The sequence below is a fragment of the Pseudonocardia sp. genome (assembly GCF_050250275.1).
Classification (GTDB): Bacteria; Actinomycetota; Actinomycetes; order Mycobacteriales; family Pseudonocardiaceae; genus Pseudonocardia.
Genome location: NZ_JBFWOY010000008.1, coordinates 77,750 through 91,454 on the forward strand (window position 1 = coordinate 77,750; position 13,705 = coordinate 91,454).

The 13,705-nt window shown below is 73.4% G+C and carries 16 protein-coding genes; 11 read left to right on the top strand and 5 right to left on the bottom strand.

All coding sequences use genetic code 11. The features are described 5' to 3' along the window. Position 1: 1 nt before the first annotated feature. The 3 genes from AB7F12_RS09985 to AB7F12_RS09995 all read right to left on the bottom strand — a co-directional run bounded on the left by AB7F12_RS09985 (position 2) and on the right by AB7F12_RS09995 (position 3,035). The gene (locus AB7F12_RS09985; RefSeq protein WP_428497173.1) at positions 2-1,027 is read right to left on the bottom strand and encodes a histidine phosphatase family protein; all 1,026 of its coding nucleotides are present in this window, start codon (positions 1,025-1,027) and stop codon (positions 2-4) included. Then, positions 1,024-1,953 (bottom strand): catechol 2,3-dioxygenase, encoded by a 930-nt coding sequence (locus tag AB7F12_RS09990; RefSeq protein WP_428497172.1) that lies wholly within the window; start codon positions 1,951-1,953, stop codon positions 1,024-1,026. Before AB7F12_RS09990 ends, AB7F12_RS09985 begins: the two co-directional genes overlap by 4 nt. 167 nt (positions 1,954-2,120) lie before the next feature. After that, on the bottom strand, positions 2,121-3,035 hold the full coding sequence (locus AB7F12_RS09995; protein WP_428497171.1) for a catechol 2,3-dioxygenase: 915 nt from the start codon (positions 3,033-3,035) through the stop codon (positions 2,121-2,123). 133 nt (positions 3,036-3,168) lie between these two features. Between AB7F12_RS09995 and AB7F12_RS10000 the strand changes: the two genes are divergently transcribed. The 6 genes from AB7F12_RS10000 to AB7F12_RS10025 all read left to right on the top strand — a co-directional run bounded on the left by AB7F12_RS10000 (position 3,169) and on the right by AB7F12_RS10025 (position 6,943). Continuing rightward, the gene (locus AB7F12_RS10000; protein WP_428497170.1) at positions 3,169-3,855 is read left to right on the top strand and encodes a hypothetical protein; all 687 of its coding nucleotides are present in this window, start codon (positions 3,169-3,171) and stop codon (positions 3,853-3,855) included. After that, positions 3,852-4,646, top strand: a complete 795-nt coding sequence (locus AB7F12_RS10005; protein ID WP_428497169.1) for an IclR family transcriptional regulator — start codon at positions 3,852-3,854, stop codon at positions 4,644-4,646. Before AB7F12_RS10000 ends, AB7F12_RS10005 begins: the two co-directional genes overlap by 4 nt. A gap of 148 nt (positions 4,647-4,794) precedes the next feature. Further along, positions 4,795-5,589, top strand: coding sequence for a 2-keto-4-pentenoate hydratase (locus tag AB7F12_RS10010; RefSeq protein WP_428497168.1), 795 nt, complete (start codon positions 4,795-4,797; stop codon positions 5,587-5,589). Further along, positions 5,586-6,350 (top strand): 2-keto-4-pentenoate hydratase, encoded by a 765-nt coding sequence (locus AB7F12_RS10015; protein WP_428497167.1) that lies wholly within the window; start codon positions 5,586-5,588, stop codon positions 6,348-6,350. Before AB7F12_RS10010 ends, AB7F12_RS10015 begins: the two co-directional genes overlap by 4 nt. Positions 6,351-6,374: 24 nt before the next feature. Further along, the gene (locus AB7F12_RS10020) at positions 6,375-6,578 is read left to right on the top strand and encodes a 2-hydroxymuconate tautomerase (RefSeq protein WP_296140365.1); all 204 of its coding nucleotides are present in this window, start codon (positions 6,375-6,377) and stop codon (positions 6,576-6,578) included. Continuing rightward, positions 6,575-6,943, top strand: a complete 369-nt coding sequence (locus AB7F12_RS10025) for a Rieske (2Fe-2S) protein (protein ID WP_428497166.1) — start codon at positions 6,575-6,577, stop codon at positions 6,941-6,943. The genes AB7F12_RS10020 and AB7F12_RS10025 overlap by 4 nt, the downstream gene beginning before the upstream one ends. 335 nt (positions 6,944-7,278) lie before the next feature. Here AB7F12_RS10025 and AB7F12_RS10030 read toward each other — a convergent pair whose 3' ends face one another. Together AB7F12_RS10030 and AB7F12_RS10035 are read right to left on the bottom strand one after the other, a co-directional pair. Continuing rightward, entirely contained in the window at positions 7,279-7,521 is a 243-nt protein-coding gene (locus AB7F12_RS10030) for a hypothetical protein (protein ID WP_428497165.1), read from the bottom strand. Continuing rightward, positions 7,518-8,777, bottom strand: a complete 1,260-nt coding sequence (locus AB7F12_RS10035) for a Rieske 2Fe-2S domain-containing protein (RefSeq protein WP_428497164.1) — start codon at positions 8,775-8,777, stop codon at positions 7,518-7,520. Before AB7F12_RS10035 ends, AB7F12_RS10030 begins: the two co-directional genes overlap by 4 nt. Before the next feature lie 75 nt (positions 8,778-8,852). Between AB7F12_RS10035 and AB7F12_RS10040 the strand changes: the two genes are divergently transcribed. From AB7F12_RS10040 to AB7F12_RS10060, 5 genes are all read left to right on the top strand, one after another. Next, positions 8,853-9,635, top strand: a complete 783-nt coding sequence (locus AB7F12_RS10040) for an IclR family transcriptional regulator (RefSeq protein ID WP_428497163.1) — start codon at positions 8,853-8,855, stop codon at positions 9,633-9,635. Positions 9,636-9,644: 9 nt separating this feature from the next. Beyond that, positions 9,645-10,517, top strand: a complete 873-nt coding sequence (locus AB7F12_RS10045; RefSeq protein ID WP_428497162.1) for a TIGR03564 family F420-dependent LLM class oxidoreductase — start codon at positions 9,645-9,647, stop codon at positions 10,515-10,517. Positions 10,518-11,347: 830 nt separating this feature from the next. Beyond that, positions 11,348-11,866 carry an OsmC family protein gene (locus AB7F12_RS10050; protein ID WP_428499620.1) on the top strand — a complete coding sequence of 173 codons (519 nt, stop codon included), beginning with the start codon at positions 11,348-11,350 and terminating at the stop codon, positions 11,864-11,866. A 162-nt stretch (positions 11,867-12,028) separates the two neighbouring features. Beyond that, entirely contained in the window at positions 12,029-12,406 is a 378-nt protein-coding gene (locus AB7F12_RS10055) for a YciI family protein (RefSeq protein WP_428499621.1), read from the top strand. 4 nt (positions 12,407-12,410) lie between these two features. Beyond that, positions 12,411-13,664, top strand: a complete 1,254-nt coding sequence (locus tag AB7F12_RS10060) for an RNA polymerase sigma factor (RefSeq protein ID WP_428499622.1) — start codon at positions 12,411-12,413, stop codon at positions 13,662-13,664. The last annotated feature ends 41 nt before the right edge of the window (positions 13,665-13,705 follow it).

Genomic DNA, 13,705 nt, shown 5'->3' on the forward strand with positions numbered 1-13,705 from the left:
CTCACACCTCGTCCCAGGCCGGGAACTCGTCGGCGGGTGGCACGTGCACCTCGGTGACACGGTTGCGGTAGGACACGAACGCCGTCCGGCCGCCCTCGCGCAGCTTGACCCGGATCTCCTCGGTGTTCAAGGGCTCGCCGGGGTCGTAGCCGTGCGCCCACGTCGCGAAGGCGCGCATCGGGCCGGAGTGGGTGGCCGCGACGATCCGCCCGTGGTCGGGGCTCTCGGCCATCAGCCGGTGGAACCCCCGCCAGAACCGGCGCACGCACAGCGCCGGCGGCTCGAAGTACATGAGCGGGATCGTCAGCCACATCTGGATCGGGTCGGCCCCGCCCAGCTGGGCGCGGTAGAAACGGTCGATCTCGACGAGCCAGCGCGGCCGGTCCCCCACCGCCATCCGTTCGAGCTTCTCCATGGTGGCCTGGTACTGGCGGAACGCCGACGTCACGTCGCGCAGCCCGTCGGGGGTCCAGACCCCGAAGTTGCGCAGCTCGGGGATCGCCTCGGGCTCGGACAGCTCGACGTCGTGGCCCCACATCTGCATGCCGTCGGTGGCACCGCGGTAGATCTGCTCGGCGGTCTGGCGGGCGCGGTTGGTCGCCGCGCACACCAGCCGCACCTTGTCACCCGCGTCCCAGCGCCGGGCCAGCTCGTGGCCGCGGCGATGCGCCTGCCAGCCACCCATCGGCGTCAGGCCGGCGTCGGTCGAGTAGCCCTGCGTGACGCCGTGACGGATGATCGAGATCTCGCAGACGACCTTCTCCGACGCCCGCCGCTCGACGGGCGCCGCGATCTCCTTGCCCCGGCTGGCCTCCGCGAGGGCGGGGGTGAACGTCGCGCCGTCGAACTCGACGACCGGCGACGGCGGGGCCACCGTGGCGATCGCGCCGCGATCACGGAACCGGCGCAGGTACAGCGGTGTCCCGTCGGAACCGTTCTGCTCCGGGGCCGCGGCCTCGCGCCGCTCCCGGTAGCGGGCCAGGTAGCCGGGGGCCTCGTAGCGGTCGAGCTTGCGCGCGTCGGTCATGAGTGCACCGTGAAGAAGCGTTCGTTGACCTCGCGGTGGTAGTAGAAGATGGCCCGCCCCATCTCCTCCTCGGTCCACGTGATCGGCTCGAAGTCCGGGTCGACCCAGTAGCCGCCGGTGAACAGCTCGTTGCGGTTTCCGACGGGGTCGAAGAAGTACGTCGTGTAGCCGCGGGTCACGCCGTGGCGCGTGGGCGCCACGTCGATCTGGACCCCGTGGTAGGCCAGCGTGTCCGCGGCGTCGCGGATGCCGTTCCAGTCGTCCATCCAGAACGCGAAGTGGTGCAGCCCGCCGTTCGGTCCGGTGATGACGGCGATGTCGTGCGGGGTGTGGCTGCGCTCCAGGAACGTCGCGAGCTGGTGCCCGTCGTTGGCCAGGATCTGCTCGGTGAGCCGGAACTCCAGCAGGTCGGTGAAGAACGTCGTGAACGCCTCGACGTCCTCGGCCATCACGAACACGTGGTCCAGCCGCGGCGGCGCGATGCCGACGAGGTCCTGGGGCCGGGGCGGCGGGTTCGTCATCGGCAGCATGTTGCCCAGGCGCTCCATGCCGTGGACGAGCTCGACGAGGTGCCCCGACGGAGCCTCGAACCGGATCGCCGCACCCCAGCCCGGACCGAGCTCGCGGGAGGCGAACCGCTTGACCACCACACCCGCCGCCTCGAGTTTCGTCGTGAAATGGTCGAGGTCGCCGGCGTCGGCGACCTTGAACGACATGTGGTCGAGCCCGTAGGTCGGGGCCTGGCGCAGGACCACGGAGTGGTGCTCCTGCTCGTCCCAGCACTTGAGGAAGACGCGGTCGGCGCCGTCGCGGACGTCGCGCGCGGTCTCGATCAGGCCGAGGACCTCGGTGTAGTAGGCGGTGCAGAGCTCGAGATCGGGGACGCGGACCTCGACGTGCTGCAGCCTCAGGATTCGGTCGGGCATGTGTGGGGCTCCTTCGCTTACCGACTTCGTCGACCGGTGCGGCACACGCGACGCGGATGAGCACCCGCGCGGGAGGGATGGACGCCGGCGGCGCCTGCTCGATCGACCACCCGCGCGGGAGGGGGGTGGAAGCCGGTGAAGACTGCGGAACCGGCGGGGCGGGTCGATCAAGTGTGCATACGCAGGAAGCGCTGGCTGATGACGTTCTCGTAGTAGAAGAGGCCCTTCCCGAACTCCTGCTCGGTCCAGGTGATGATCTCGTGGTCGGGATCGACCCAGTACCCGCCGGTGAAGACCTCGTTGCGAATGCCGAGCGGGTCGAAGAAGTAGATGGTGTTGCCGCGGGTGACGCCGTGGCGCGTCGGGCCCTGGTCGATCTGGACGCCGTTGTAGGCCAGCGTGTCGGCGGCCTTGCGGATGTGGTCCCAGTCGTCGAGCCAGTAGGCCCAGTGGTGCAGGGCGCCGTTGGGGCCGTTGACGATCGCGATGTCGTGCGGCGAGTTGGTGCGCCCGGCGAGCCACACCCCGAGCTGGTGGCCGTTGCCGTCGAGGACCTGTTCGGTGAGCCGCATGCCGAGGACGTCGATGAAGAAGCGTGCGGCCTCGGCGACCTCCTCGGCGTTGACCAGCATGTGGTCCATCCGGGGCGGGGCGATGCCGGGCAGGTCGGGCGGCGGGACGGGCGAGGGGTTGTGCTTGCCGAGGATGTTGCCGGTCTTCTCGATGTCCCAGACCAGTTCCATGATCTGGCCGCTCGGGACCTCGAACCGCAGCGACTCCCCCTGGCCGACGGCGTCGCCGTGGCTGACGCGCGTCGTCGGGCAGCCGTAGGCCTCGACACGCCTCTCGAAGTCGTGCAGGTCGTCCTCGGACTCGACGCGGAAGGTGAACGAGTCCAGCCCGGTGCGGGGGTTGTAGCGCATCCGCAGCGAGTGGTGGTCCTCCTCGTCCCAGCACTTGAAGTAGACGGTGTCGTCGGTCCGCATCACCTGCTGCAGGCCCATGACCTCGGTGTAGTAGGCGGCGGACAGGTCGAGGTCCGGCGTGCGGACGTCGACGTGAGCGAGTCTGAGGATCCCCACGGCGCAAGCTCCCTGGAGTGGCGGGGCGTCTTGACGGGTCGACGGTAGCCGCTCTAGCGTTCCGGAGAACAGATATCCCGTTCCGCAAATCGGAACGGTGCCCCCAGCGTGGATCACTGCCCGGAACGGGGTCATGAGCAGTCCGGAGAACATGCGCGCCGCCGTCGCCGACTACATCACCGCGCTGCACCGCGCCTACCTGGCCCAGGCCGACACGTTCGCCCCCGCCGTCCGCGGGGCGATGCCGCTGCTCACGGGCGGACCGCCACTGACCGTGGCCGCCGTCGGCGTGCGCAACCTGCACCTGCTCGCCACCCGCGAAGGGCTCGGCCCGCTGCGCGGCCAGGAGGTCGAGGTGGCCGGCTCCCTCGACGGGCTCGCCTGGGCCCTGCGGTTCTACGACCCCGTCGTCGTCCCGTCGCTGGGCACGCTCGACGAGAACGACGGTCCCGCCTACGACGGTGTGAAGGCCGCCCTCGGGATCGGCACCGTCGTCTACCACGTCGTCGCCCAGCCCGGGTCCGGGCTGACCCCGCACCACGCCGGCCACGTCGGGTCCGGGCTCGCCAGCGGCCACTCGTCGGCGGCGCGCGACTTCGAGACGATCCGCAGCCGGGTCCGGGGCCGCGAACACCTCGTCGACGAGCTGGCCGGCGCCGCGACCGCGGGCCTGCCGCACGCGCAGGCGTTGCTGGCCAGGGCGATCTCGCCGCACAACCCGGGCGTCGCGGCGGCCGCCGACGGCCTCGACCCCGACGCCATCCGCAAGGCGCTGCTCGCGTCGGTCGGCGGGCGCAGCGAGTGGCGGCCCACGCCGTGACCGACGCCCCGCTCTCCACCGTCACCAACGCCGCGCGGCTGCTCAAGGCCTTCCTCACCCGCGAGGAGTCGATCGGCGTCTCCGAGCTGTCGCGGCGCCTGGGCATCGGCAAGTCCAACGTCCACCGCCTGCTGACGACCCTCGCGAACGAGGGCCTGGTCGAGCAGGACCCCCGCACCGGCGGCTACCGGCTCGGCATCGTCGTCTACGAGCTCGGCGAAGCCGTCAAGATCCATCTCGACCTGCACGCCGCCGCCGGACCCGTCCTGGTCCGGCTCCGCGAGGAGACCGGCGAGTCCTCGCAGGTCGGGATTCTCGACGGCGCCGAGGTCGTCTACGTCGACCGGCTGGAGAGCGCCTACTCGCTGCGGCTGTTCACCGAGACCGGCCGCCGCGTGCCGGCGCACGCCACCAGCTCCGGCAAGATCCTGCTCGCGTTCCTGCCCGACCGCGAGCGCGAGCGCGTCCTCGCCGCCGGGCTCCCCCGGTTCACCCCGCACACCGTCACCGATCCCGACGCGTTGCGCGCCGAGCTCGCCGCGGTCCGCGCGCAGGGCTGGGCCCGGTCGGTCGACGAGCGCGAGATCGGCGTGACCTCGGTCGCCGCCCCGATCCGCGACGTGCACGGCGACGTCGTAGCGGCCGTGAGCATCGGGGCGCCGTCGGCTCGGCTCGGCGCGGTGTCGCGGCGCCGGTACGCGCGGCTGCTCGTCGAGGCGGGCGAGGCCGTGTCGCGCCGGCTCGGCTGGATCCCCGAAGGCGAACGACGGGTGGTGGCGCCGGTCCATTGAGCGGAACGGGCGGGCTGACAGGGTCGGCCCGCCCCGGCGACGATCGTCGCCACCCCGGGCGCGCGGCGCCCGGCAGGAGTACGTCCGGGCCCGCGCCGGGCGGTCAGCACGTCCGGGCTCCCCGCCCGGCGGCAGCACGAGGAGGACCATGCCCGTGACGGACGCGCCCGCGAAGGCCCGGGCGCTCTACGAAGCCCGGCGCACCCGCGTGCCCATCGCACCGTTCACCGACGCCGAACCCGACCTCGGGATGGCCGACGGCTACGCCATCCAGCAGGAGCTGGTCCCGCTGCTGCTCGCCGACGGCGACACGATCGTCGGGCACAAGGTCGGGCTGACGTCGAAACCCATGCAGCGCATGATCGGCGTCGACTCCCCCGACCACTCGCCCGTCCTCGGCTCCACCGTCTACGCCGACGGCGACGTCATCGACCCCGCCGGCTTCATCGCCCCCAAGGCCGAGGCCGAGATCGTCTTCGTCATGGGCTCGCGGCTCGCCGGGCCGGGCGTCACCGTGACCGCGGCACGCCAGGCCATCGCCGGGGCCGTCGCCGGGTTCGAGATCGTCGACTCCCGCATCGCCGACTGGCGCATCAAGCTCGCCGACACCGTCGCCGACCTCGCCTCCTGCGGCGCGATCGTCACCTCGTCGCGGATCGTGCCGATCGAGGGCATCGACACCCGGCTGCTCGGGATGACGCTCACCCGCAACGGCGAACTCGTCGACACCGGGGCCGGCGCCGCCGCGCTGGGCGACCCCGTCGCCGTCGTCGCCTGGCTCGCGAACGTGCTGGGCGCCAACGGGGTCGCCCTCGAACCCGGGCACATCGTCATGACGGGTGCGCTGCACGCCGCCGTCCCCATGCAGCCCGGCGACGTGTTCCGCGCCGAGTTCGACCGGCTCGGGGCCGTCACCGCGCGCGTCGGAAAGGGAACCGCATGAGCGTCAACGTCACCGAGCTGGCGACGCGGCTGCAGAAGGCCGCCGCCGAGCGCACCGCCATCGACTCGCTCAACGCCGAGTTCCCGGACCTCGACCTCGACACCGGCTACGCGGTGCAACGGATCCTGCGCGACGCGGCCGGGCCGCTCGTCGGCTGGAAGCTCGGCGTCACCTCACGCGCCAAGCAGGCCCAGGTCGGCGTCTCCTCGCCCGTCTACGGGTTCCTGCCCGGCTCCGGCGCGCTCGACATCGGCGAGCCGCTCGACACCTCACAGCTCATCCAGCCGCGGTGCGAGCCCGAGATCGTGTTCGTGATGGGGCGTGACCTCGCCGGGCCGCACGTGAGCGCCGCCGACGTCGTCGCCGCGGCGTCCGGGGTCGCCGTCGGCATCGAGGTGCTCGACTCCCGCTACCGCGACTACAGGTTCACGATGGCCGACGTCGTCGCCGACAACACCTCGGCCGCCCGCTTCGTCGTCGGCACCCCGGTACCGCTCGACGGCATCGACCTGCGCGTCGTCGGCGTCGTCCTCGAACACAACGGCGAGGTGGTGGCGACGGCGTCGGGCGCCGCGTCACTCGGCCACCCCGCCGCCGCGGTCGCCTGGATGGTGCGCCGCATGGCCGCCGACGGCGAGGGCCTGCACGCGGGCGACGTCGTCCTGTCCGGTGGGCTCACCGCCGCCGTGCCCGTCTCCCCCGGCGACGTCGTCGTCGCCTCGATCGACCGCATCGGGTCACTCGAGCTCGGCTGTCGCTGACCCGCCCGTCCGCCAGGAGGAACCATGCCGCTCGTGCAGATCACCCTCGCCCGGGGCCGTACCCCCGAGCAGCTGGCCGCCCTCGGCGCCGCGGTCACCGCCGCCGTCGAGGAGTCGATCGGGGCGCCGAAGGAGGCCGTGCGCGTCGTCGTCAACGAGTGCGAACCCGAGCTGTGGTTCGTCGGCGGCGAGTCGCTCGCGGATCTGCGGGCGAGCGGACGCCGATGACCCTGCTCCCCCTCGGCGGCGATCCCGCCGCCGGCGAGGGGGCGCGGGTGCTGCGCGCCGAGGACGGGCGCACCTTCGCCGTGCACGTCGTCGACGGGTCCTACCTGGTCACCGACCCGCTGTGCCCCCACAACAAGGGGCCGCTGGTGGAGGGGCAGGTCGACGGCGCGATCCTGCGCTGCCCCTGGCACTGGTACCGCTTCGACCTCGCCACCGGCGACTGTCTCACCCAGCCTGCGCTGCGCCTGCGGGTGTACCCGGTGCGCCGCGACGGCGACGGCTGGGTCGCCGAGATCGGCGAGACGCCCGTCGCGATGTCGCTGTCGCAACGCCTGCGCGCCCACGCCCGCGGCGAGACCCCCTGAGCCTCGCCCGCCGCTGACCCGCCGCAGCCACGTCGTCGCACCTGCCTCCGGGCCGCCGCGCCCGCCTCCGGGCCGCCACGCCCGCGGCCGGGTCGGCGCACCCGCGGCCGAGCGTGTCGTCAGCGTCGGGCTCCGGCGCTGGTCACACGCTCGCCGGCCGTCCGTCCGTCGTGTCCTCCGGGGTCGGCGCCGGCGAGGCCGACGCATCGACCGTGTCACCGGCGCACAGGTGGCGCTCTCACGTCACGCTCACGCGCGGCGCGGAGCACGGACGTGTCCTCAGCGCGGTGTCACCGCGCTGACGACACGTTCGCGTTCGAGCGCTCGGGGCCTGGTCAGTGCTCCGGTTCGTGGCCGACGGCGACGTCGCCGGTCGGGGTGATCTCGCCGGTCCAGCCGCAGGCCGAGCAGGAGCAGTAGAACCGGCGGGCGGTGCCCTCCCAGAACTCGGTCGCCAGGGCGGGCGGGGCGGCGCACCGCGGGCAGTGCCGGGGCGCATCACGGCGGTGGGCGTCGGCGTCGGCGGCGAAGCGCCGGTCCGGGCCGCGCTCGACCCGGCCCGACACCCGCGCCGTCATGACGAGGCCACCCGCTCCGCTGCGCTGACGTGGATCTTCTTGATGGCGTCGAGCATCGGCGAGAAGCGCGTCGAGCCCATGTCGCAGAAGTCGAGCGCGAACTGGGCACCGGCGTGGAACTTGTCCTTCTCGCACGGCAGGTCGATGCGCTCGTGGTCCTCGCGGATCGTGCCGAGCGGGTCCTCGCCGCGGGCGACGCAGTCCATCTGCTCACGGAACATCTTGCGCAGCATGGCCACCCCGATGTCGGAACGCCCGAGGTGCTCGGTGGTGCGGTCGGTGATCGCGCCCTGGGTCACCCAGGCCATGATGTCCTGGCCCTCGACGTAGTTGACGACGTGGCGGCCCTTCTCGTCGAGCACCGGGATCTCGTAGTCGGGCACGACCGGCTGCTCGACGTGCTCGTAGCCCTCGTCGGGGCGGTGCACCGTGTAGAGCATGAACCGGGTGGTGGTCCGGTTGACCGGCACGCGGATCTGCATCTGGTGCACCCCGCCGCCGCCCACGCGCATGTTGTACGGGAAGACGAGCGGGTGGCCGACCTTCCAGTCGTCGTTCTCCTCGCTGGCGCCCTCGAGCACGCGGCGCTTGATGATCCCCCACTCGAACGGCGTGAACCCGACCTTCTGGTGCTTCTTCGCGAACGACGCCGGCGAGGTGAACCCCTCGTGACGGCCGATGAACTGGAAGAACCGGCCGTGCAGCCATTCGACGTGGTGCGGGTCGACGGCGTTCTCCATGATCTGGACGTAGTTGCAGGGCAGGTCGGCCCAGCCGATGTCGCGGAAGCCCTCCATGACGTAGGTGTCGAACCGCGGCAGCTTGGGCGCGGGGTTGGCGGGCGAGTGCGGCCCGACGTAGGCCCAGACGAGCCCACCCATCTCCTCGGCGAGTCCGGCCTGGGCGGAGACGCGGGCGCCGAAGCGGGTGTCGTCGCGTTCGGCGGGCTGGTCGACGCATGCGCCGGCCTCGTCGAACACCCAGCCGTGGTAGGGGCAGCGCAGGCCGTCGGGCTCGACGACGCCGTAGGCCAGCGACGCCTTCCGGTGCGGGCAGGCCTCGGGCACGATCCCGTACCGGCCGCTGGGCGAGCGCCACAGGGCGAAGAACTCCCCCAGCAGCTCGACCCGCTTGACGGGGAACTCGGCGAGCTCGCGGGTGAACGCCACCGGGTACCAGTAGCGGCGCAGCACCTCCCCCATCGGCGTGCCGGCGTCGACCTGGGTCAGCTCGTCGTTCTGTTCCGCCGTCAGCATCCGGTGCTCCCCCTGCTCGTGGTGGTGGCCGAAAGGTAGGTGGCACCACGGGCCCCGACAAGGAATCCTTCCCGCATGGAGGGAAACCGGCAGCAACGGCCGTCGTGGGAGCTGACGTCGGTGCGCAATGCCGCGCGGCTGCTCAAGGAGTTCTCCCGGACCGACCGCGAGCTGGGCGTCTCCGAGCTGGCGCGGCGCCTCGGGCTCGCGACCAGCACCGTGCACCGGATGCTCGCGACGCTGGCCGCCGAACGCCTGCTGGATCGGGGCACCGCGGCGGGGTCCTACCGGCTCGGCCTGGCGATGTTCGACCTCGGCGCCGCCGTCGCACCCCGGCTCGACCTGCACGAGGCCGCCCTTCCCGTGATGGCGGTGCTGCGCCAGACCACCGGTGAGACCGTGCAGCTCGCGGTGCTCGACGGGCTGGAGTCGGTGTACGTCGACCGGCTGGAGAGCCCGCACACGGTGCGGATCTTCTCCCGGGTCGGCACCCGGCTGCCGGCGACGACGACCGCCACCGGCAAGGCCCTGCTCGCCGCGCTGCCCGCCGCCGACCTCGACGCCCGGCTCGCCGGCTGGCGCCCCGAGCGGTCGACGCCGTACTCGATCGTCGACGTCGAGGTCCTGCGGGCGCGGCTTCGGGAGATCGGTGAGCGCGGCTGGGCGGAGAACCGCGAGGAGAGCCGCGTCGGCGTCGTGTCGTGCGCGGCGCCGGTGCGCGGTGGCGACGGCGTCGTCATCGCGGCACTGTCCGTCGCCGCCCCGACCGCGCGGGCCGCACCCGCTGCGCTGCAACGGATCCGGGAGGCCGTCGTCGAGGCGGCGCGGGTCCTGTCGCGACGGCTGGGTCACGCCTAGATTCGGGTGATGCGGATCAGCCTCTTCGGGTACCTCCCCGCCGGCGGCGGGCGCACCGTCACCGACGCCTACGTCGCCGAGCTCGCGCAGGTACGTGCGGACGGGTTCCGGCGGTACTGGACCGCCCAGCTGCCCACCGACCCCGACCTGCTCACCGTCCTCGCGGTCGCGCTGCGGGAGGTGCCCGACATCGAGGTCGGCACCGGGGTCGTCCCGATCCAGCCGCAGCACCCGTACTCGCTGGCGCAGCGGGCGTTGACGGTCAACGAGATCGGGGGCGGGCGGTTGACGCTCGGGCTCGGGCTGAGCCACAAGCCCGTCGTCGAGGGGGTGTGGGGGCTGCCGTTCGACAGGCCGGTGCGGCGGATGTCGGAGTACCTCGACGCGCTGCTGCCGCTGCTGGCCGGGCGGCGGGTGTCCGCGGAGGGCGAGACCGTCACCGCCCGCGGGTCGCTGCGCTACCCCGGCGCGCCCACCCCCGAGGTCCACCTCGCCGCCCTCGGCCCGCAGATGCTGCGCCTCGCCGGCCGGCGCACCGCCGGGACGGTCACCTGGATGACCGGGCCCCGCACCCTGGCCGAGCACGTGGTGCCGACGCTCCGCGAGGCCGCCGCGGAGGTCGGCCGTACCGCGCGGGTCGTCGCGTCCCTGCCGGTCGCGGTCACCGACGACGTCCCCGCCGCGCGCGCCGAGGCAGCGACGCAGTTCGCCGTCTACGGGAAGCTGCCGTCGTACCGGGCGATGCTCGACCGCGAGGGGTACTCCGGTCCCGGCGACGCGGCGATCGTCGGCGGCGAGGCGGAGGTCGCGGCCCGGATCGCGCAGCTGCGCGAGGTCGGCGTCGACGAGTTCGTGGCCCTGCCCTTCTCCCCCGACCCTTAGGTCCGCGCCCGCACCCGCACCCTGCTGCGCCCCGAGGACGACAGCGCCTGACCTGCGGGGCCGCGCCCGGCTGCGCCGAGCCCGACCCCCTGGAGGCCGCGAACGACCTCGATGACTCGGCGCCTCGGATGGCTCGGACGGCTGCCGCAGGACGGCGTCGGGTCGGCGTCGGGGTCGGCGTCGGGGTCGGGGTCGGGGCGGACCCGCCGCAGCGGCGCCGGGGCCTGCAGCCGGGTCGGCATCGAGGAGCCGATCGACTCGGAAGCCCGGTGCGGCCGCCGGCTTCTGTCTCGAGTTGACGCTCTCGAAACAGAGTCACCTTCGACATCCGAGAAGCGTCATCTCGCACGACAGGGTCGGCTCCCGCTGCGGCGCGATCGGCAGCGGGACGGCGGGCCCACGGCGCCCACCGCTCGGTCGTAGGTCGACGCTTCCGACCCGAAGCCAGGATCGATGTTCGGGAAGCGTCATCTCCCAACACCGCGGCCGATCGCCTGGCTCGCGATCCGCTCGGCGGGCGCCCACGGCCGCGCCCGACGATCACGGCCACGGCCACGGCCACGGCTGACCGCAGCTGCCCGGACATTGGCAGGCGCCACCCGCCATCCGGGACCGGCGTTGACTCCCGGCCGCCGAACGGCTGTGCTGCAACCGTGATCACGTGCGCGAGCGGTGCGGGCCTCACCGAGCGCCGCCACGTCGACCTGTGCCGCACCGGGGCCGACCTGTGTCCGCGGGCACGCCGGGAGAGCTGACACCGGCGTGCCGCTGCCCGCCCGCGCGGGAGCCGCGCGGGCCGACCACAGGCCCGACCCACCCCGGAGACCCCCATGACCACTGCCACCAGCCGCGACGACGACCTGCGCGCCATCGTCGAGGCCACCAGCTCCGCCGTCGCCGACGACCCCGCCAAGGCGGCCGCCCTCTTCCGCGCCGACGGCGAGGGCAGCGACGGCGTCCGCACCGAGATCCGCATCGGCCGCCACGCGGTCACCATCGACGAGCCGCCCGCGCTCGGCGGTCAGGACGCCGCCATCAACCCCGTCGAGTCGGCGCTGGCGGCGCTGCTGTCCTGCCAGGTCGTCACCTACCGGTTCTGGGCGGCGAAGCTCGGCATCCCGCTCGACGACGTCAGCGTCCGCACCGAGGGCGACCTCGACGTCCGCGGCTTCTTCGGCCTCGACGACGCCGTCCGTCCGGGCTTCGGCGAGGTCCGCCTCGCCGTCGACCTGCGCGGACCCGCCTCCGCGCAGGACTACCAGCGGCTCAAGGACACCGTCGACGAGCACTGCCCCGTGCTCGACCTGTTCCGCAACCCCACCCCGGTGCGGACGAGCCTCGCCGGCTGACGGGCTCCGCCGGGTTCGACGTGCGACGCCCCCCGAGAATGATCGGGCCAGGCTCACGTCGAACTCGGCGGAGGATCTCCCGGGGTCGTTGTCGAAACCGTCGTGCGCCGTTCGACAGGAGGGTGAGCCGGAACGAGTCCGGCGGACACGAGGGAGCGCGCCATGCGGGTCATGATCCTGGGCAAGGCGACCGAGGCCACCGAGAACGCGACGATGCCCACCGCCGAGGAGTTCGCGGCGATGGAGGCGTTCAACGACGAGCTGGAGAAGTCCGGCATCGTGCTGGCGAGCGAGGGGCTGAAGCCGAGCGCGGCCGGGAAGCGCGTCGGCTTCGACGCCGACGGCCGCGTGAGTGTGACCGACGGGCCGTTCGCGGAGACCAAGGAGCTGGTCGCCGGCTACCAGATCTGGGAGGTGGCCTCGATCGAGGAGGCCGTCGCCTGGGTGAGCAGGTCGCCGGTCCGCGGCGGCGAGGTCGAGATCCGGCCGCTGTACTCGGCGGAGGACTTCGCCGGCATCGCCGACCCCGCCGAGCAGTAGACCCGTGGCGGACGCGAGCCGGCGCACGGTCGAGGCGGTCTGGCGGATCGAGTCGGCGCGGCTCGTAGCCGTGCTGACCCGGACCGTCGGCGACCTGGGCCTGGCCGAGGACCTGGCCCAGGACGCGCTGCTCGCCGCGCTGGAGCAGTGGCCGGGCGAGGGTGTCCCGGATGAGCCGGGCGCCTGGCTGCTGGCCGTCGCCCGCCGCCGGGGTGTCGACACGATCCGCCGCCGGACCACCCTGCGCCGCAAGCTCGCGCTCGTCGCGCGCGACCTCCCGGAGGGCGAGGACCCGGTGGCGGACCTCGACGTCGACGCCCACGTCGACACCCACGTCGAGGACGACGTGCTGCGGCTGATGTTCATCGCCTGCCATCCGGTGCTCGGCCGCGACGCGCGGGTCGCGCTGACGCTCAAGACGGTCGCGGGCATGTCGACCGAGGAGATCGCGCGGGCGTTCCTGGTGCCGTCGACGACGCTGGGCCAGCGGGTGTCGCGGGCGAAGAAGGCGCTGTCGAACGCGGGCGTGCCGTTCGAGATGCCCGCGGGCGACGAGCTGGAGGCCCGGCTCGCGTCGGTGCTGGAGGTCGTCTACCTCGTCTTCAACGAGGGCTACTCCGCCACCGGCGGCGAGTCGTGGACACGGGCGGAGCTGTGCGCCGAGGCGATGCGGCTCGGCCGCATGCTCGCGGCGCTGGTGCCCGCCGAGCCCGAGGCCCACGGGCTGGTCGCCCTGATGGAGTTCCAGGCGTCGCGGCTGCGGGCCCGGACCGGCGCCGACGGCGAGCCGGTGCCGCTGGACCGGCAGGACCGCCGGCGCTGGGACCGGCTGCTGATCACCCACGCCGACGGGGCCCTGCGCCGGGCCGGCGAGCTGGGTGGGAGCGGGTCGTACGCGCTGCAGGCGGCCATCGCGGCGTGCCACGCACACGCACCGACGGCCGAGGCCACCGACTGGCGGCGGATCGCCGATCTCTACGCCGCCCTCGCAGCGCTGACGGGGTCGCCGGTGGTGGAGCTGAACCGGGCCGTCGCGGTGTCGAGGGCCGACGGCCCCGCGGCGGCGATGGAGATCGTCGAGGGGCTGGCGCAGCTGCCGGAGATGCGCCGCTACCACCTGCTGGCAGCGGTGCGCGGCGACCTGCTGCTGCGCCTGGACCGTCGCGACGAGGCGCGGGCGGAGTTCACGCGGGCCGCGGCGACGACGGGCAACGAGGCCGAGCGGACGCTGCTGCTGGGCCGGGCCTCGGAGTGCTGAGAGGCCGGGTGGGCCGCGAGCGGGCGGCCCACCCGGCACCG